Origin of the sequence: Proteiniclasticum ruminis DSM 24773 (assembly GCF_000701905.1) — a bacterium.
In the GTDB taxonomy this organism is placed as follows: Bacteria; Bacillota; Clostridia; order Clostridiales; family Clostridiaceae; genus Proteiniclasticum; species Proteiniclasticum ruminis.
Genome location: NZ_JNKC01000004.1, coordinates 215,731 through 235,598 on the forward strand (window position 1 = coordinate 215,731; position 19,868 = coordinate 235,598).

Annotated in this window: 20 protein-coding genes; 8 read left to right on the forward strand and 12 right to left on the reverse strand. The window is 42.6% G+C overall.

The annotated features are described in order from the left end of the window. Window positions 1-11: 11 nt before the first annotated feature. Entirely contained in the window at window positions 12-1,958 is a 1,947-nt protein-coding gene (locus tag T487_RS0105905; RefSeq protein ID WP_031575251.1) for a KAP family P-loop NTPase fold protein, read from the reverse strand. A 723-nt stretch (window positions 1,959-2,681) separates the two neighbouring features. Here T487_RS0105905 and T487_RS0105910 point away from each other — a divergent pair. From T487_RS0105910 to T487_RS0105935, 5 genes are all read left to right on the forward strand, one after another. Further along, window positions 2,682-2,960: a hypothetical protein gene (locus T487_RS0105910; RefSeq protein WP_031575253.1), complete on the forward strand. Its 279-nt coding sequence runs from the start codon at window positions 2,682-2,684 to the stop codon at window positions 2,958-2,960. 42 nt (window positions 2,961-3,002) lie between these two features. Then, window positions 3,003-3,305, forward strand: coding sequence for a hypothetical protein (locus T487_RS0105915; protein WP_031575255.1), 303 nt, complete (start codon window positions 3,003-3,005; stop codon window positions 3,303-3,305). Window positions 3,306-3,314: 9 nt separating this feature from the next. Further along, complete coding sequence (locus T487_RS0105920) at window positions 3,315-3,626, forward strand: uracil-DNA glycosylase family protein (protein ID WP_031575258.1); 312 nt, start codon at window positions 3,315-3,317, stop codon at window positions 3,624-3,626. Between the two features lie 13 nt (window positions 3,627-3,639). After that, entirely contained in the window at window positions 3,640-4,860 is a 1,221-nt protein-coding gene (locus tag T487_RS0105925; protein WP_242848022.1) for a recombinase family protein, read from the forward strand. 509 nt (window positions 4,861-5,369) lie between these two features. Then, a complete protein-coding gene (locus T487_RS0105935) occupies window positions 5,370-6,803 on the forward strand; it encodes a flagellin N-terminal helical domain-containing protein (protein ID WP_031575263.1) in 1,434 nt (477 codons plus the stop codon). Between the two features lie 273 nt (window positions 6,804-7,076). Here the strand turns inward: T487_RS0105935 and T487_RS0105940 are convergent, their stop codons facing one another. The 6 genes from T487_RS0105940 to T487_RS0105965 all read right to left on the reverse strand — a co-directional run bounded on the left by T487_RS0105940 (window position 7,077) and on the right by T487_RS0105965 (window position 13,074). Then, on the reverse strand, window positions 7,077-7,694 hold the full coding sequence (locus T487_RS0105940; RefSeq protein WP_207638297.1) for a response regulator transcription factor: 618 nt from the start codon (window positions 7,692-7,694) through the stop codon (window positions 7,077-7,079). After that, the gene (locus tag T487_RS0105945; RefSeq protein WP_031575266.1) at window positions 7,691-8,788 is read right to left on the reverse strand and encodes a sensor histidine kinase; all 1,098 of its coding nucleotides are present in this window, start codon (window positions 8,786-8,788) and stop codon (window positions 7,691-7,693) included. Before T487_RS0105945 ends, T487_RS0105940 begins: the two co-directional genes overlap by 4 nt. Before the next feature lie 3 nt (window positions 8,789-8,791). Next, entirely contained in the window at window positions 8,792-9,469 is a 678-nt protein-coding gene (locus T487_RS0105950; protein WP_031575269.1) for an ABC transporter permease, read from the reverse strand. Next, on the reverse strand, window positions 9,466-10,197 hold the full coding sequence (locus tag T487_RS0105955; RefSeq protein WP_031575271.1) for an ABC transporter permease: 732 nt from the start codon (window positions 10,195-10,197) through the stop codon (window positions 9,466-9,468). The genes T487_RS0105950 and T487_RS0105955 overlap by 4 nt, the downstream gene beginning before the upstream one ends. Beyond that, on the reverse strand, window positions 10,198-11,133 hold the full coding sequence (locus T487_RS0105960; protein ID WP_031575274.1) for an ABC transporter ATP-binding protein: 936 nt from the start codon (window positions 11,131-11,133) through the stop codon (window positions 10,198-10,200). It lies immediately after the preceding gene. 336 nt (window positions 11,134-11,469) lie between these two features. Continuing rightward, window positions 11,470-13,074 (reverse strand): coiled-coil domain-containing protein, encoded by a 1,605-nt coding sequence (locus T487_RS0105965; protein WP_031575277.1) that lies wholly within the window; start codon window positions 13,072-13,074, stop codon window positions 11,470-11,472. Window positions 13,075-13,258: 184 nt separating this feature from the next. Here T487_RS0105965 and T487_RS0105970 point away from each other — a divergent pair, with 184 nt between their 5' ends. The 3 genes from T487_RS0105970 (at window position 13,259) to T487_RS0105980 (ending at window position 15,356) form a co-directional block, all read left to right on the forward strand. After that, a complete protein-coding gene (locus tag T487_RS0105970; RefSeq protein WP_031575280.1) occupies window positions 13,259-14,077 on the forward strand; it encodes an alpha/beta hydrolase in 819 nt (272 codons plus the stop codon). A 26-nt stretch (window positions 14,078-14,103) separates the two neighbouring features. Then, window positions 14,104-14,412, forward strand: a complete 309-nt coding sequence (locus T487_RS0105975; RefSeq protein ID WP_031575285.1) for an MGMT family protein — start codon at window positions 14,104-14,106, stop codon at window positions 14,410-14,412. An 89-nt stretch (window positions 14,413-14,501) separates the two neighbouring features. Beyond that, window positions 14,502-15,356 carry an aldo/keto reductase gene (locus T487_RS0105980; RefSeq protein ID WP_031575287.1) on the forward strand — a complete coding sequence of 285 codons (855 nt, stop codon included), beginning with the start codon at window positions 14,502-14,504 and terminating at the stop codon, window positions 15,354-15,356. Window positions 15,357-15,429: 73 nt separating this feature from the next. On the opposite strand, the gene T487_RS0105985 is transcribed toward T487_RS0105980, so the two are convergent. The 5 genes from T487_RS0105985 to T487_RS0106005 form a co-directional block, all read right to left on the reverse strand. Further along, window positions 15,430-16,170: an ABC transporter ATP-binding protein gene (locus T487_RS0105985; protein WP_341349279.1), complete on the reverse strand. Its 741-nt coding sequence runs from the start codon at window positions 16,168-16,170 to the stop codon at window positions 15,430-15,432. Window positions 16,171-16,186: 16 nt separating this feature from the next. Beyond that, a complete protein-coding gene (locus T487_RS0105990) occupies window positions 16,187-17,269 on the reverse strand; it encodes a FecCD family ABC transporter permease (RefSeq protein ID WP_031575292.1) in 1,083 nt (360 codons plus the stop codon). A gap of 3 nt (window positions 17,270-17,272) precedes the next feature. Further along, window positions 17,273-18,406, reverse strand: a complete 1,134-nt coding sequence (locus T487_RS0105995; protein WP_051651550.1) for an iron ABC transporter substrate-binding protein — start codon at window positions 18,404-18,406, stop codon at window positions 17,273-17,275. A 169-nt stretch (window positions 18,407-18,575) separates the two neighbouring features. Then, on the reverse strand, window positions 18,576-19,502 hold the full coding sequence (locus T487_RS0106000; protein WP_031575296.1) for a DUF5692 family protein: 927 nt from the start codon (window positions 19,500-19,502) through the stop codon (window positions 18,576-18,578). A 15-nt stretch (window positions 19,503-19,517) separates the two neighbouring features. Beyond that, the gene (locus T487_RS0106005) at window positions 19,518-19,859 is read right to left on the reverse strand and encodes a hydrogenase maturation nickel metallochaperone HypA/HybF (protein WP_031575299.1); all 342 of its coding nucleotides are present in this window, start codon (window positions 19,857-19,859) and stop codon (window positions 19,518-19,520) included. Window positions 19,860-19,868 lie beyond the last annotated feature (9 nt).

The following is a 19,868-nucleotide window of genomic DNA, read 5'->3' on the forward strand; positions in this document are numbered from 1 at the left end:
GTGCTGCAAATTTATTTCATATGAGGTTTAACTAGAAACTCCAGTTTCTCTGGTTTTTTCTCTAAAATTTCTAAAATCCTTTTCATATTGAATACCTTATAATAGCTGTGCGTTTTCGTCTCGAATGGAATATCAGACCCATCAATCATTCTCCTTGATATAAACCCACCATTTCCTGATGAGCCCGTGAAAAGAACACTTAATTCCGATAACTTATATTGATTTACCATCGATTCGAATTTCTCGGGATTATCCCTATAAAAGTATTTCAAAAACACAGCTAATGCTTGAGCATAATCGTTAACAGACTCACTGAAACTCATTATTCCATCATTGTATCTAATTTCAGACACTTTGGACTTTGTCCAAGTACTCTTTTTGCCCGCTCTCTCCTCTGCCAAATTAATATATATATATCCATCTCCACCTTCTAAATCTTCATTTTCAATAGAAGATAAAATTTCATTCGTACTTACGCGTGCCTCATCATCGATATTCGTAATTTGATCATGGCTAAGAATCTCCTGATCTAATACCACAGTTGATTGTATTTGAAAAATCCTTAATAGGATTGAGATATCTATTTCTTCCAAACCCTCTCTGTAAAAATTAAGAACATCAAATAGTTTTGAGAAAAACTCACCAACCTTTCTCACATAGTCTTCATTGATATTAACAGTGAACCGACGCATCCATTTTGTTAGTTCTACTATGTCTTCTCCCCATGCATTACCATTATAATAACTTATGACTTTATGTAATTTTTCAAATTCTGTTCTCATCTTTTGCTTACTTAAGTACACATAAACATCTTGGAAGTACATCTGGATACATAAACTATAAGCTAAATATAATGCAAAGTTCTCCTCTTTATTCATTAGAGAGTTTTTTTGAGACTTTATTATATTATAATCCATCTCAAATATATTGAAATATCTCTTTATTGTTCGTGGATTAAATGTTGTTGACTTACTAATCACTTCAATAAAACCGTTCAGCTTTTCTTCTTCAATATTTACCCCAATCCTTGTAAATTGTGACTTCGTAAACTTATGTATATCATATTTATCTACAGGCATCTTAAAAGGTAATTGTATAAGCTTATCAAAAAACTCTTTGCTCTTACTTTCATTTAGTGTATTCTCATACTTTAGTTTAATTCCATTTACAACTACGTCATAATCAATTGCTAATACAAACACACAGTACTCACAATCCAGAAAAACTTTCAGGATTTCAAGTATTTCTACAGCTTTGGCAGGATGCAATCTATCTAAATCATCCACGAAAAAAACGATTCGATTCTTATCTTCTTTGGGACTCCCCTTAGTCTTAACATCAACACTATTCAGATAACTTATTCTTTGCTTAACAATTTTCGAAAATTCCACTTTAATATCTTCTAAAGAATTAATGATATCCTTCGACTTATCATTGTCACTCTTAACCTTCATTAAACCGTAGAAATTCAAACCGGTAAATGTCCTTGTGATCTCACTTAAAACTCGTAAAGCCAAGAATATTTTTTCGGTATCCCTTTTTTTTATATGTCCACTCAGCATTTTAATGATCTTCGCAAGAAACATAAGCTGTAGTGAATCATCCAGCTTAAATTGGGAATACTGCCAAGTATTAATCCATATACATTCACAGCTATCAGATATGCTGTCGTCAATCATATGCATAAAACTGGTCTTTCCGCTTCCCCAATCTCCTTGAACTGCAATTGTCATGGGTGTTCTGCAGTTCTTTATGAATGAACTGAGTCCTTGTACATAAGGTTTAAAATTTAATGTATCTTCGGTTATGCTCATCTGAGATTGATCCACTGCTCCAACCTCGCCCTTTCCAATTCTAGCTGAAGAAGATGTAGCTTCCTCATTAGGTACACCATTTTGTTTTCCAAAGTGTCTCGTAATTCGATTAGGTAATTTAAAAATATTTATGTTTGATATCATATTTACCCCCTACTATCATTTTATTAGCCTATTACAAAGTTCAATAATATGTTTAGAATTCTTATTCCTTTACTATTCAATTTCACTTTTCTTCAACGACCAAGCATAAAATAAAACATCTCATTGCCTTAAGCACTAATTATCACTGTTCTTTTTACTTAAATAAAACTGGTCACTTAACTTCGAGATAGCGTTCGCTACATCAATCCATTAGCTTATATATATCAAAACAAGTTAGTAGTGATACATTAAAATTGGTGATTTCATTAATTTTAGTCTAGACGAACTAAGATTACAGTTGATTATCCATCAATGAATATCATGATTCACTTCCTCATCTCTTTGAAATTGATTTCAATGACTTAATTATATGATATAATTATATCTAAGTCTAACGCTTATTTTTATCACACACGTCAAAGATATAATGATATTTATTTACACTGATTATTCCCCTCTTCACATTAAGATAATAACTTTATAATGTTGAAGTCAGTAACCTCATTAGGATAAGCAGGTGAAGTACAGGCAAGATTGGTATGCAGTGTAATGAATATATCTTAAGTGAGTATCTAAGAAATAGCTCGCAAGGGAACTGAATAACTGGTTGTTTCTTATATAAACATACTCATTCATCTATATTTCTTTAATTTCATTCTGGAATAATGTCAATAAATTATATTCACATTGCTCTATATAAATCGATCATAAAGGAGGTAGTCTATGCAAAACCCCTATGGTACCGTCTATAAAGTTTTCATTGAGTTCAATGAGCATGAACTAAAGACTGAAGCGGATGTGAGGAGCTTCATCAATCATCATTTTTCAGTAGAAACATTAGACGTAGATATTGGAGTAAAAAATGTTATCTTAAATGATCACAGCCTCCAATTAGTTTGGAAAGTACCAGTGCATGAAGGTGTTCATGAAATTGAGAACTCATTACACTATATTCTCAAAGATGGTAGAATCGGATCTTATTCGTGGAAATGTCAAGAGTAAGGTCAACTAAAAACTATATCAAATATAATACGGAGGGAAACTATGATACTTACAAAACTTTCAAAGGAAACATTTGAAAAGCTTATGGAATTTAATAAGGTGGCTAGCTTTGGAATTTGGGCTCCACCAAATGAACCAACTCCTGACAACTTGAACGTGAAAAAATCAAATACTGGCGATATGACAATATTCATTAACCCTAAGCTTCTAGATAGATTGAAGGATGGTGTAGTATTCATCGCTTTAAATGCAAGTGTCCACAATGGTAGAAAGGATGGATATAACGGTCCATGGGCAATGTTCCACAGTGACGACAATGGTAAGCAACAAGACTTTAGATTATGATATGCATTAATGAATAGTCCATATGAAGGATGCTACATTACTGACCTAATTAAGAATCATCCAGACAAAAACTCAAAGAGTGTAATCGCACACATTAAAAATCATCCAGAAACACTAACTAATAATATAGAAACATTAAGAAGGGAACTGTCATACTTTAAACAAAAACCAATTGTTATAGCGCTGGGAAAAGATGTATATCGCTTACTTGAACCACTATACAAGGAGTTTAAAGTTGTAAAAGTTTCTCACTATTCATACATCCAAGGACTTGAAAAATATAAGAAAGAAATCGAAGACGCAATTGAATCTGTAAAGTAATAGAATGTTCCTCATGAATTCGAAAGCAAAAGCCGGAGAGTGGTGTGGTGGTATTGTCCTTGGATATGACCTTATACCCATTCCAGAGGAAGGCACAAAGAAAAAGCGCACAGAGCTCATCATCAACGAGAAGGAAGCCCAGATTGTCCGGAGAATCTTCAAAAGCTTCATCCAGGGAAACGGTTATAAATCCATCACCAATCAGCTGAATAATGAAGGACTCAAGACGAAGAAAGGAAACTCCTTCTCTGTGTCCAGTGTGAGAGATATTCTTCTTAATCCTCTCTATGTAGGGAAAATCCGTTATAATGTCCGACAAAACTGGGCTGAAAAGAGAAGAAAGAACATCAATGCGAATCCGATCCTTGTAGATGGTATCCATAAACCCATCATTGATGAAACCACATGGAGTCAGGTCCAAGCACTCTTTGAGTCTTCCCAGGGAAAGCCGGCTAGAATCTATGATGGTCAGTATCCTCTCACCGGAATCTTAAAGTGCCCGGAATGTGGTGCTGGTATGGTCATAGCCAGAACCGTGAATACCCTGAAAGATGGAACGAAACGTAGGCTCGTCTACTATGCTTGTGGCAACTGGAAGAATAAAGGCACCAGTGTATGTCACAGCAACACCATCCGAGTAGATAAGGCCAATGAGTATGTGTTCTCCAGAATTACTGAACTGATTTCCTCAGAGAAAATGGTGAAGAGTATCGTGACGAAGCTCAACACGGACAGTAATGATAAAATCAATCCTGCCAAGAAAATCTTGGAACAGATTTCTAAAGATCTCCAGCAGCTGGAAAGAAGAAAGACCAAGCTCTTTGATGCGTATGAAGATGACATCATCAGCCAAGAGGACTTCAGAAAAAGAAATGATGAGCTCAATGAGAGAATCAATTCCTTACACATCATGAGAACTGAGCAGGAGATCATCCTGAACCAGGAGAAGGTCCATGAGGTATCCTATGAACTGGTGAAGAATACCCTGAAGAAGTTTAGTGACATCATGACCATAGATATGACGAGGCAAAAGCAGAAGAGGCTTCTCCATATGATCATCTCAGAAATCACCATCAATGAAAAAAGAGAGGTGGGCAGCATCAACATTAAGCTGACGGACCACCTCATCAATTACCTGAAGACTGAAAGAGGAGTATCCACTAGTGATGCTCCTCTTTCTCCTTCCCCTGATTTACATATTCCTCCAAGGGAGGATATCAGGTTTTCTATTTAGTATTACTAAGAGGAGGTTTCAGTGCCTTCTCTTTTTTTGTGATTTATGTTGGTGGTGATCTGAAGTAGATCTAGAATCCTATGTTCACACTGACCAAAGACACATAATCAAGCCATTCTTCTTTTATATCAATCACCATTCTCAAATCAGCTCTGAGTCTTTCATAAACTACTTCCATAAATTTTTATAATTCTTTTCTATTTTCCTCTTAAACTTTCTTTCTAGATGACGATACAGATAACATGACCAAGAAAGAGATACTACATCAAATTGTTTTTGTGAAAATCTCTAAATAGACTTATCCTTATGCAGATCTCATAGTTAATGTTATCAAGCATAAGAACGATGGATTAACATGAACCATCGATGATACAAGCATCTCCATTCGTCAAGGAGATACTTAAGAAAAAAGGACGCTAACTTACGGTAATAGGCCGAGCTGATCATAGGCTTGTTATAAAATTATGTGAACACGGAAGTTCACAGTCAAAATTCAAGGAGGAAAAACAATGAGAATTAACAACAACATTTCAGCAATGAACACTTACTCAAGACTGACATCTGCACAGGGTGCACAGTCCAAGTCACTGGAAAAGCTTTCTTCTGGTCTTAGAATCAATAGAGCTGGAGATGACGCTGCAGGTCTTGCAATCTCTGAAAAGATGAGAGGTCAGATCAAGGGTCTTAATCAGTCTGTAAGAAATGCACAGGATGGTATTTCTCTGATTCAGACGGCTGAAGGTGCTCTTAATGAAACTCACTCAATCCTAAATAGAATGAGAGAACTTGCTGTACAGAGTTCTAATGACACAAATACTGATACTGATAGAATTGAAATTCAAAAGGAAATGGATCAGTTAGCCACAGAAATTACAAGAATTTCATCAGATACAGAATTCAATACACAAAAGCTTCTTAATGGAAATTTTGACGCAAAGTTCCATATCGGTGCAAACAAAGGTCAAAACATGAGATTACAAGTAGAAGATATGGGTGCTAGCGCTTTAGGTGTACAAGGTAGCACTTCCTTCAAACAATCTGTATCAGCAACCGCAGTTGCTAATCATGATTACGATACTACAGAAGTAGCATTAGCTCCAAATTCCACAGCAACTGGAACAGCTACTCATAATTTAACAGCAGTTAAGTTAGAATCCAAAATTACTGATTCTGGAACAGACTATAATTATGGATTGAAAAATTCTAATGGTGATATAGTAGCTCTTAGTGTTGATGGTAAATCATACGACTTACTCAATGCTGCTGGAAGCAAGGAAACTCTTAATGGATCAAGCCTTACTGGTGTAGATATTAACTTTGGAGCAAATGCAGTTACCAGCGGAGATGTTAGCGTAACCATGACAACAGGAGCTGATACATCAGATGTTACAATCAATGCTACTGGTAAAACAGATATCGAACTATCCTCTTCTTCATCTATCGGAGCCGGAACTTATTCTGTAGTAGATTCTACTCATGGTTCCGTACCAGCTGGATCTTTCGGACTTGCTAATAGTTCAGGAAATATTGTGGCACTATCTGCTGATGGAGATGATTGGACTTCCTTCGAATCAGGTGAAGCAGTTTTCACTGCAGCTACTACACTTGCTAATGGTGATGAGATTACAATATCTGGATCAGGAATTGATGTATCCTCTCAGGTAGCTGCTGATGCTGCAATCAAGACTATAGATGATGCAATCACAGCTGTATCTGCAGAAAGATCTAAGCTTGGTGCTGTTCAGAACAGACTTGACCATACCATCAACAACTTGACCACAACTTCTGAGAACCTCTCAGCTGCTGAGTCAAGAATCAGAGACGTAGATATGGCTAAGGAAATGATGGAGTTCACAAAGAACAACATCCTGAACCAGGCTTCTACAGCAATGCTAGCTCAGGCTAACCAGATGCCACAGGGAGTACTTCAGTTACTCGGCTAATCACAAATATCAAAAGGTAGACAGTTTTATACTGCCTACCTTTTTTCTTGCCCTGAAACCCATTATCAAGTTCCCAAACTATTAATGTACATCACAAGCTTCTCTGTCCTCATCTAGAAACCGCACTTATCCCTGTTACGGTGAACCGTATCATAAGTAGTAGCCAAATGAATCCAGTAATTGTGGATGATCCTAAATAGTTAGCACACCAAATCTTACTCTTTATTCTTTCAACATACTACCAACTCTCAACCATAGATACTATGGCTCTATTTAAGACTCCTTACCTGTCTTTCTCTGCCAGTAACTGATAGCCAGTTGAGTACGGTCACGTAACATAAGCTTATCAAGAATCACAGACAGCGTATTTCTTACCGTACCTTCTCCAATATATAGTTTTGCTGCGATTTCTTTATTAGAAAGCCCATTTGCCACCAGCACCATCACTTCCTGCTCTCTTCTAGTCAGGCAGTCTTCTTCCGGTTCTTCCTGAAACCCCTTCAGTGCTTCTGAGCTGATGATGGATAATCCGCTATGAACCGCCAGGATGGTTTCCATCTGTTTTTCAGTAGGATCAGATTTCAGTAAATATCCCGAAGCACCTGCCTTTAATGACAGGTGGATATTTTTATAGTCATGGAACGTGGTAAGCATAATAACCTTCAGGGATGGCCACTTTTCTTTGATCTTCTCACAGGTTGTGATGCCATCCAGATGAGGCATCTGAATATCAAGAAGAACGATATCCACCGGAGTTTCCTCCAATAGATTCAGTGCTTTCTGACCATCTTCAGCAGTTCCTGTAACTTCAAAACGCGGATCATGTCCCAATATGATGGACAGACTCTCCAGTACCAGTTCATCATCATCTGCCAATAGCAGTCTGATCATCCATTCTCCCCTCCTTGTAAGGGCAATACCAATAGAAGGAAGAATTTCCCCTTCTCTCCTCGTACGCTTACTGTTCCATGAACAACTTCCAGGCGCTTACGCATGAAGCGAAGACCGCTGCCCATTGATGTGCCACCTTCCCCTTTGACTCCATCATTTTCCACTTTCAATCTGATCACCGCGGCCAATACCTCCAGTTCAACCCGTATATAGGTCGGCGATGCATGTTTCAGGATGTTTGTCATCCCTTCCTTTAAAGCACTGTAAAGAAGCTGCTCCTGATAAGGCATGAGCCTGCTGATATCTCCTTTCAGATTGAACTCCACCTCACAGGAAGCATCTTCAAAAAGAGCATGAAAAGTATCAAGAAGAGACTCCTGAACCGGTTCAATCTGCCTTACGGCCTCCTTGAGCTTCGTTAGACCACCCTCCAGGCGAAGAAGCGATTTCTGCAAGGCTTCTTCCGCTTTGCGGTTCTCTTTCGTTGATAGCGTTAACCCTGCCTTTAAGGAAAGATGCGCAGCAGTAAGCTCATGACCCAATTCATCATGAAGAACCTCCGCGATTCTCTGACGCTCTTTGAGTCTACTCATCATCTCCAGGTGTTTCTGCTCTCCAAGAAGTATATTCTCCATCTCTTCCTGCTCATATACCCTTTTTCTCAGCTGATACTCTCTCTGCCAATGATGCGCATGATCTTTTCTCCAGAAAGAGAAAAGAACAGCGGTACTTCCCACAAAAAGAGCCAGTACACGAATTGAAACAGATGGTTCAAACAGGAAAAGGAGAACCGTCAGAATCCCTTGAACATAATACGCACCGCTGAAAAAATAGAATAGATACATCAGCATGGAAGCACGTATTTCAGGCACTAACAGGCTGAGAAAGGATAATGCGAGAATCAATGTGAAAACAATCCATTTCGATTCTCTGATACGCCAGACCACCAGAAGAAGCATGATGGAGATCAGATAAAAAAGAAATACCAGAGGTTCCTTCTCTCTGATCATCCAACCGAAGACACCTGCGTATAATAAACCATAGTACCAGATGATCAAATGGTCAGGGTCAAGAACCCGTGTATTTCTTTTCATAAACTATATTCTCCTTCTACTTCCAATGGCAATGAAAATTCCTGTATACACCCATAATATAACATGAGCCAGGAAGTATTCAATAAAAACTCCTTCATACAGCGCATCCAGGCCAAACGGAAGCCAGTAGGTCGGTAATATCCGGATGAATGGAAGAATCTCCTCTGGCATCATATGAAGAGGTATGGAAATACCACCTAAAAGGCTCATAAGAGAACCCAGACCTGAAAAAATTCCAAATGCCAGGCCAAAGTTCTTGAAAAACGAGGTAAAGGTCAGTGTCAGCGCTAAACACATAAGACCAAAGGATAAGTAGAGCAGGTAGATCCATCCATGGTGAAAGACATTGGTGCCATGCCGAATCCATGCGCCAAGAATAAACACCAGGCTTTGTGCCATAAGCAGGAGGAAATAAGCCGCCAGATGAGAAATGAGATAATGAACCTGCTTTACTGGAGATGCATAAATCCTGGTTATGATCCCTTTCATCCGATCCTCCACCATCGGTCTTGAGACGAGAAACCCTGAATAGAGTATGGCCATTCCCACAAGATAAATACCCTGAGGAAAAGAATATGCATTCGCTGGAATAAAAAGCACAGCAAGGGGAATCAGAAAAATCATCAGAAGGTTTATGGGTGTCTTCAAGCTCTCTTTCAATGCATAACTGAAAATAATCATAGCATCACCTTCCTTGTCAGCGGTTTCAGCCATGCAATGAGAAGCAGCGTGAACACGATCATGGGAAGAATCCCTAATAGCATCTCTCTGGATTGTCCTTCCATTGCGCCAAAAACCGCTCGATTGGCAAATGCCATGGGGGTCAGATAATCCCTGAGTCCTCTGAAAAGAGCAGTATCAGGCAACGGGAAATAGATTCCTATGAATATGGGTGCCACCGCTCCATAAAGGCTCATAGCAGTGGTAGCTGTTTTAACCTTCCCTGCCAGAAGCAAGATGGTCGTACCCAGAAGCTGATTGAAAATTATGGACAAAAGCATGATCAGAAGCACCAATGGCAATGCCTTCACCTCTGCTTCCAGCACAAAGATCGAAAAGAGCACCACCACTGCAGTCTGGATAAAACTCACCAGAATTCCTGTGAGAAGAATGGAAAGCAGGATGGACCGAGGCTCCTTTGGTGATGCCAGCAGTCTCCCTTTCATCGGTGTGAAGAAATCTGATCCAATGGTCTCAAAAGTCAGTGCTCCGCCATAAATCTGAAAGGTCAAAGTAAATCCGATGGTCAGAACTGTGATAAAGCTGTTTGATGGATCCATAATTCCTGATATGAGATCACTGTTTCTGTAGATATAGTCAAAGAAAGCGATGAGCACCACAGGTAAGGCAATGAGAATCAGGTGTCCCACCACATCGCGCATGGAACGCTTAAAATAAAACAGGCCCACTTAATTCACCTCATCTCTCAACTGCTTCCCTGTGAGGGTCAGGAACACATCTTCCAGGTTCGGCTGTTTGGAGTTGATGGCAACAATGCCCAGAGGAGATAGTATCGGCAGAATCTTGTCAAAGACCACCACTCCGCCCGGTACAATGATATGATAGGTATTTCCATTCAGTGCCACTTCCTTCACATCCGGCAGCGCAGCAAGGGCTTCTCTCACTTCTTCTTTTGCAATACGCACATCGATGAGAATCTGAGAATCTCCTTGTATTCTTGAAATCAGTTCCTGAAGAGTCCCTTCAGCGATACCATGTCCCTGGTCCATGATGACAATTTTAGAAGCAACCGCTTCTACCTCTTCGATATAGTGTGAAGTATAGAGGATACTCATCCCTTGACTCTGAGCTTTTTTCACAAACTCCAGAATATAGTTTCTGGATTGAGGGTCAATCCCCACTGTAGGCTCATCCATGATCAGAAGCCTTGGGTTATGAACCAGAGAACATCCGATATTCAAACGTCTCTTCATACCACCTGAAAATGAACCGGCTTTCTTATCCAGCTTTTCTTTGAGTCCGATGATCTCTGAAACTTCTTCTACTCTGTTTTTCAGAATCGGATTTTTCATTCCATAAAGACTGCCGAAAAAGGTAAGATTTTCCCTTGCTGTCATTTCCTCATATATGGTTATTTCCTGTGTTACATAACCGATCTGCCTTTTAATCTCTGGATCCTTTCCGTCTTGAATTTTCCCGAAAACACGGATTTCTCCCTCATTAATGGGCAATAGCCCAACCAATGCCTTGATAAAAGTACTTTTACCTGCTCCATTAGGTCCTAATAGCCCCAACACTTCTCCTTCTCTCATTTCTACGGAAAAGTAATCCAAAGCCAATTGATTTTTATATTTCTTGATTACATTATCTGATTGAATCAGCATTTTCATCACCTCTTGTTTTCATTATAGAGTATCTCACAGGTTCATTTTAGTGACATTTGTCATTCCTTAGCCAAAAAAATATGCTGTAACAAAGTAATCTACTGATTTACAATAGATCCGATGCTACAGCATTTCCTCAATAAGAGTTTTAATTACAGTGATTGATTCCTCAGGTACCGATTGGTCTTACTAATTTCATCTAGCAGTCCTTTCCATCTATAGCATTATCTATATTTTATATCCTGTAAAAGATATCCAATAATCAGCAATAGTCAGACTTCAATGACAATTTATTCATGTCATCTAGTCGTTTCGCACCTACTATTGACACTTGCATTACTCCGCTATCCCATCCAGAAGACTGATCTGCTCCATCTCCTTGAAGTGATATTTCACCATTTCAAGATTCTCATTCACCTCTTCCTGATAGTCTGAAGAAGATTCTTCCTCCACAGTCAGATACTCCATGGTTCCGGTGGTATTGCCCATGATCTTCAGCATGAAGATCACCTTGAACTGATTCATGATGGAGTTCTGCTTCAGATCCGCGAGACAGATCAGCTGCGTATCATATTTGTTCGCAATTTCAAATAGAGGCTTCAGGAGATGTTCTGATGAAATGGGACCGAAAGGATTATCCATAAGCAGCACTTTTGTATCCTTGATTTTATGGTATTCCTGAATCAGCTTCTGGCTATTTCTGGAATAGGACATGAGTGCCACCATGACAGCAAAGAAAGATACAAACCGCTCTCCTCCAGAGTTTTCCCTCATGACCTTTTCCCAGTCTTTCGCTTGGCTGTGCTTTGCATTGACATCGATTTTGAATGCCTTGATTCTAAGATCAGACAGATCAGAAACCACATTAAGCAGCTCCTCGCTGGACATGAATCTTGCAATCATGTCCCTCAGATCCTTCTTCGTCTTGCCGCTCTTCAGCTGCTGCTTCACTTCATCGGCTCTCTCCCTGATGTACTGCCTCATGGCCTCAAAGCCCTTCTCTTGAGGCTCCAGCTCCTTCAGAAGGATTTCTATCATCTTCACCTTTCTAGTGCGCCCCTCCAGCATAATGCTGGAATCATCGGCCACTCTGTTCACGTGGTCATAGATTTCTCTTGCCATGTTATAGCTCTGGATGACCATATCTCTGAAATTATCCTCCATCTTCTCAAGTTGCAGCTCGTTCATATGAATCAGCTGATTGAGACTTTCCAGATGATTTTCCGTATGCTCATACAGATAGTAGTACTTCTCATAATCTTTTTCCGCCTGACTATGCATTTTCTGAAACGCTTCTAGTATAGAACTCAAATTATGGTTCTTCCCCTGATACTGGTATTGGAGATTCTGATAATCTGACTGGACATCACTTCTCTGCTCGCTCATAAGCTTTTTCAGCTGGCTTAGTTGTCTTCCCAGCTCTTCAAAGCTCTCACTAGCATTTTTCTCCGGAATCCATTTCTTAACTGCTTCCGCACGGTTCACATCAGGCATAATGAGTTGTATCTGGTCTCGAAGTCTTCTGTATTCATCGATTCTGCCGTTTGAGTCTTTCACTTTCACTCTGATGCTTCTGATTGCTGTTTCACACGCAGCGGTTCTTTCCACATAATGTCCACGGATTTCTTCCTTATCCAGTGGTTCCGGCATCATTTTCTGTAGCTCATTTAACTTACCTTCAAGCATTCCTGATCTACGGAAAGCTTCATTATCCGCTTCTCGTAGCTGCTCCACGCTTGAGGTGAACCTTGGTTCCAGGTTCTTGAGATTATCCTTCATAACCGCCTTTTCCGATAGACTAAAGGACCTTGCCTTATATTCCTCTTCTCCGATTCCAGTATCCCTGAGCTTCCCTCTGGCCTTATCCAGTCTTTTATGCAGTTCCTCTTTCTCGCTAGTGAGCCTGATTCCTCCATCACTTCCTCTTTCTTCCTCTTCCACTACCTGTTCTCTGGTATCACTATGTTTTGGTTATGTTTGAAGTTTGTTGCATTTAAATTTGACATTAGGCATAAAATTTCTATTCTTTTTTCCTTCTTTCAGAGTAAATTGTAAGTCCACTCCCGGGATGCTACAATTTATTTAAATGAAGAAGTGAACGTCCATCCGAAGGAGAAGAAGCAGCATGATACACGAAACCATGAAGATTACACAAGAAGGCTCCCTGGAATACGCCAGGCTCACCACTTATATTTGGGAGAACTCTCCCGAAATTCCCATAAAGAAAAGAGCTTTAGTCCTCATCTGTCCTGGAGGAGGCTATCATAGAACCTCCGACAGAGAAGCGGAAGCTGTTGCCCTCAAGATCATGTCCATGGGTCATCACGCAGCAGTGCTTCGATACTCTGTGGCACCAGCCCGTTTTCCTGTGGCTTTAAGAGAAGTGGCCAGCAGTGTAACGCTTTTAAGAAAAAAAGCAGAAGCGTGGCACATAGATGAGAATCGGATCGTTGTTATGGGCTTTTCCGCGGGTGGCCACCTGGCTGCAAGCTATGGGGTCTACTGGAACTCGCCAATGCTTTCAGAAAGCACCGAGGTAAGTTTGAAAGAACTACGTCCAAATGGCCTCATCCTAGGCTACCCCGTCATCACCGCAGACGAATCCCACCGCCATGAGGGAAGCATCCGAAACCTACTGGGAGACAACTGGCAGGAAAAAGACCTCCAGGAGAAAGTTTCCCTAGAAAACCATGTAGGATCCCATACCCCTAGAACCTTTCTTTGGAGCACCTTTGAAGATGATACGGTTCCAGTAGAAAACTCCCTGGTCTTTGTGCAGGCTCTCATGAAAAAGAAGATCCCTGTGGAGTTTCATCTCTATGAAAAAGGCCGCCATGGGCTCTCCTTGGCAAACCACATCACCGATAATATTGCCCACACCTGCTATCAGAAAGAATGCCAGAACTGGATTGATCTTGTAGAAGTCTGGCTTCAGAATCTATAGGAGAACCCCAAAAAAGGAGAACAGCCATGAGTACCATTGTCAATGAAAACCTCATCTACGAAATCCTCTCCCTGGTGGAAGAGATCCCGCCAGGTAAAGTGGCCACCTATGGTCAAATCGCCCGTCTCATCGGAAGAGAAAAGAACGCAAGACTTGTGGGCAGTGTCCTAAAAAGGTCCGAATACTACGGAACCTATCCCTGCCACCGGGTGGTGAATCATGAGGGACGCCTGGCTCCCGGTTTTTTAGAGCAGAAAGAGCGTCTACTCCAAGAGGACGTGCCATTTAAAAGCGAAAACCAGGTGGACCTGAAAAAAGCCCAGTGGGAGATCTAGCCTATGTAAAATCTTATGATCCAGGCTCATCATAATAAAATCAACTGTACACGGAATAACTGACTACACTGTACGAAGGAGAAAAAGAGATGAAGAAGAATATGAAGCTCAAAGACGGCACGTATATGCCAAAACTCGGGCAAGGAACCTGGTATATGGGAGAGGACCCAAAACTTCGGGAAAAAGAAATCGAAGCTCTCCAGGAAGGGATCCTTTTAGGGATGACGCTTATCGATACTGCAGAAATGTACGGAGAAGGACGCTCTGAAAAACTGGTGGGAGAAGCCATCAAGATCTTTCCCCGGGAAGACCTTTTTCTTGTATCCAAGGTCTATCCTCACAATGCTGGCCGGAAGAACATTTTCACCTCTCTAAAGAGAAGCCTTGAAAGACTGGACACCCCTTACCTCGATCTTTATCTTCTCCACTGGAGAGGCAGTGTCCCACTTTCTGAAACCATTGCCTGTATGGAGGAGATGAAAAAGGAAGGGCTCATCAAGAACTGGGGGGTCTCAAACTTCGACTTAGAGGATATGAAAGAACTGCTTTCATGCCCGTCTGGAGATCAGTGCAGCGTCAACCAGGTGCTCTACCATCTGGGCTCCCGTGGCATCGAATACGATCTTCTCCCTTATCTGAAGGAAGAGAACATTGCCCTCATGGCCTACTGCCCCTTGGGCCATGACAAGAACAAAAGAAGAAGGATCACCGAACATCCTGTGGTAAGAGAGGTGGCAGAAAAGCATAGCATCACACCTCTCCAGCTGATGCTCTCTTTTACACTAGTAGAGGACTGCGTCTGTGCCATTCCTAAAGCATCTTCTCTTTCCCACGTGAAAGAGAATGCCGAAACTCTGCACCTGACGCTCACAGAAGAGGACCTTCTGCGTCTGAACGAGGCTTTTTCAGCCCCAAGAAAAAGCGTCCCCTTGGATATGCTCTAATGCACTCTCATCACTTCATTTCAAAATTCATTTCAAAATAGATAAAGGCATAGGAAGCCGCCTTCCTATGCCTTTATCCTATAAGTATTGTTTTTCTGCCAAAAGCATGGATGATTTCCGACTCCACCCCGTAGACCTCTTTCATGATCTTCGGCGTCACCATGGAAGCCTCACCATAAGCATGAACCTTTCCATCTTTCAGAAACAAAAACCGGTCGCAGTAGCGAAGGGCTAAATTGATGTCATGGATCACCACAAGGCTTCCCATGCCTCTTTCCTTGGTGATTTCTCTCACGAGCCCCATCATCTCCACCTGGTTTTTCGGATCCAGACTGCTGGTGGGCTCATCCAGAAGAAGCAGTTTTGGATTCTGAAGAAGAGCCCGGGCAATCATTACCTTCTGGACCTCTCCTCCGGAAAGCTCATGGATGTAGCGGAGAGAAAACGGAGAGAGTCCAACCCTTTCCAAAGTCTCCTCGCAAAGAAGTAAATCCTCCTCTGAGACCCCCCACTTCATGTGGGGTTTTCTGCCAAGAAGCACCGCATCAAACACCGTCATCTCATGAATCTCATTCTTCTGGGCCACAAAAGCCATCTGCCTTGCCCGCTCCGCCGAAGATAGAGGCAGCATGCTTTTCCCCTCCACATAGACACTTCCATGGCTGGGCACCCGAATTTTACAAAGGCAGGAGAGAAGGGTGCTTTTTCCAGCGCCGTTATTTCCTAAGACGGCCACAAACTCTCCTTTTCCCATACGAAAACTCACATCTTTCAGAATCTCGGTTTTTCCGTAGGAAAAAGAAATCTTATCCACTTGAATCAAAATACATTCACCTCCGCTTTCCTTTCTTCAGGATCAGGTAGAGAAAAAGAGGCGCCCCCAAAAAGGAGGTGATGGCCCCGATGGGAAGCACTGCCGGCGTTCTCACGGTCCTTGAAAGAAGATCCGCAAAGAGCAGCAGCATGCTGCCAAGAAGGGCAGAGCCTGGAAGAAGGAAACGGTAATCACTGCCCACAATCTTCCGGACCATATGGGGCGCAATGAGACCGATGAAGCTGATGGTGCCCACAAAGGCTATGGCCGTGGCAGAGATCAGCGTGGCGAGAAACATGCTTAGAAGAATCAGCCGCTCCACAGGAACGCCAAGACTTTTCGCCGTCTGAACACCGCTTTCCATGGCATTGTAGTTCCATCGGTTGTAAAAAAAGTACAGAAAAGACAAAAGTGACGTGATGAAAATGAGCGCAATCTCTTCACTTCCCGCCCGGCCAAGACTCCCAAAGGTCCAGTAGACGATGGACGCCACCATCTCGTCGTCACTGAAGTACTGGATGAGGGTGGTGGCACCGCTGAACATGGCACTGAGGGCAACCCCCACAAGGATCATCACCGTGGGGGAGACCCCGCGGACCTTGGAGAGAAATAAAATCACCACCGTGGTGGTCATGCCTCCTAAAAAAGCCAAAATCACAATGATGTAAGGATTGGTGAAGGTGATGCTGGAAAGGGCATTTCCAGAAGCCTTGCTCCCTGCATGGAAATAGACAATGGCCACAGCAGCGCCAAAGGAAGCCCCTTGAGAAACCCCTAAAGTAGAAGCAGAGGCCAAGGGGTTCCGAAGAACACTCTGCATGACGCAGCCTGCAAGGGCCAAGGCCATGCCCACCGCCACCGCCGTCAGGACCCTGGGCATCCGCACCTGGAAAAGAATGGTCTTCATGGAGGCATCGCCGCTGCTCCCAAAAAGAGTCCTTACCACATCCTTCAGAGGCATCCCGGAAGACCCCACAGAGAGTGACAAAAGAGCCATGAAAATGGCCGTGAGAAGAAGACCCAGAAGAAAGAGCGCTTTTCTTCTGGTATAGCGCTGATAGCCTGTTCTTGTGCTCTCTTCTCTTCGTACTGTCTTCATGATCTACTCTCCCAGCTGAATGGTTCCGTAATATAGGCCGCCGGCCACCATCTCTTCATAGAGATTGACCCCCAGAAACTTCATAAAAATCTCCTCTGCCTTCTCTTCCAGGTTCACATCCTCAAACTCTTCCGGATAAAGAATCTTCCCCGCATGGTAGGCATTGAGAAAGGCATAGGTGAAATTGGTGCCTGCATTGTTGAAAGACGGCATGGTATAGACCTGTCCCTCTTGTACCGCCCGAAGATTTTCAAAATACTCCGGATGGTCCTGATACTCCTTCGTCACAAGATCCAGATTTCCAGGATCGAGGAAAATCACCTGGGGATCCCAGGTCATGATCTTTTCAAGATCCGCCTCATAAAAGCCGTCTATGGCAGCATCCTCCGCCACGTTTTTCGCATGGAGGACATCAAAGATGCCGAACTTGGAATAGGTGCCTGAAAAGCCCCGTCTACCGTTAAAAGTCACAGCTCCCGCATAGGCCCGAAGTTTCTTTTCTTCCGGCACATTTTCTGTCCGTGCCTGAAGATCTGATAACATGCTGTCCATATAGCTAAGAACTTCCTCTGCCCGGTCTTCCTTCTTGATGACCTCTCCAAAGACTCTCATGGCCTTGTAAAATGAGTCCGGTGAAAGGCCTGTGCTGTGCCTGACAGAAACCACGGGAATCCCTGTCTGAGCCTGAAGCTCCTCTGCTGCCTCATAATCAAAGCCTGCGATGATGACATCCGGGGAAACCAGGATGATCTCTTCAGAGAATCCGTTGTTTTGCCCGCTGCCGCCTCCTTCACCCACTACGGGGAGCTTTAAAAGCTGCTCCCTATACACGGGGTTATAGTCTCGTCTAATATTGACCCCTTCAGAAAGGTACGCTTCACTGCCCACCACCATATCCATGGCTTGAAGATACGCCGCAAGTCTTGGGGCTCCTGATCCCAGGCAGATGATGGTTTCCACATCTACTGGAATCTCCACTTCTCTTCCCACGGCATCGGTGATGATTCTGGTCTGGGAGGCGGCTGGGGTATTCAGCACATCCTTCACCACTGCTTCTTTTTCTCCGCATCCAATAAAGCTTGTGAGGACACTCAAGGCGAGCCCCATCATGAGGATGCTTTTCCATGTTTTCTTCATACTGTTCTCCTTTATAGCCAGAAACTCTGGTCTTTTCTTTCTCTTCCCTCATTTTTTATCCCAAAAGGTCAGAAGAAAGGCACCCTTAAATAGGTGCCCACTTCTTCTATGATTTATCCAAGACGATAAGGCTCCTTTTGGGAAACCCGAACACTCTTACTATGATTTGCTACAGTCCGTTGGCGGTTAAGGTCTTCTTATAGGCATCGGTATGCACATAAAGTTCCTGCCTGATGGGGTTCACCTTTCTCTGTCTCACGGTGTACACCATGAAGAAGAATACACCCAGGTTGAACACAAAGGACAGAACACTGAGGCTCATGAGGGCTCCGGTGCTGTAGGTAGGAATCACCTTGAAAAACGAGGCCGTCAGAAAGTCCACCGACAGAGAGAACATAGCATAAAGCGACAGAATCTGGGCTCTATGCTGCAGCCATGCACCACGCTTGAAGAAATACTCCGCAATGACTGCGGCGGTTAAAATTCCAAAGCCTGCATAGAGGGATCGGTTAGAGATACAGTTATAAACATAGGCATAATTCCAAAGAGTATAGCCGATGACATAAGGCCAGGTCATATCCGGCCAGATCATATCTCTGGATTTATCCTTGGACACCCGGATGCCCACAAATCCTGTGAGGGTGATGATGGTGAAGACTCCGGCGATGGCATTTAGAATGTTCCAGGGACCGCCCTGAACCACAATGCCACCTGCATCCACCGTCAGGGTCTTATAGGTCACAAAGATCTCCAGTTCTCTAAATACCGCCTCTGCAATGTTGATAGACAGGATGGCTGCTGGAAATACCGCAGCAAACTTCTTTGTGCCAAGCTTTGTAAAGCGGATGAGAAGGAATCCATAGACACCGATGAGAGCAGATACCACTTTCACCCAGCCGAACCAGGTTTTTCCTGTGGGAGAACCCAAGGGGCCAAAGAAGATCCCAATGGCCAGAAGCACCGGAAGAAGCACATACATCAGCATAGATACCTTTATGGATCTTCTGCTGATCTCATTTAAGAAAAGGAATGCGGCGATAAAAACCACCAGGGCCAGGAAACTTTGTACATTTAAACCTTCGTATAAAAATCCCATGATAAGCTCCTTTCACTAATACGTAACGACTTCTTTGATGTTAAACTCCTGACCGGAGAGAAGTGTATAAGCACTCCCCCCGCAGGAAGGACAGATGCGGCGGTGGGTAACAATGTTAAAGTCTTCCCCGCAGTCATGGCACTTGGCCATGGCTGGTAAGGTGAGGATCTCAAGCTTTGTCTCTTCATAGGCGGTGCCGCTCACCGCTGCCGGATAGCATTCCTCGATGAATCTTGGAATGGCCTGGGAAAGCTGCCCGATTTCCAGCACAATCTTATCCACCTTGGACAGCTGGTTTTCCAGAACAAAGCTGTCCACCACCCGGATCACTTCATAGACAATACCAAGCTCATGCATACAAACACC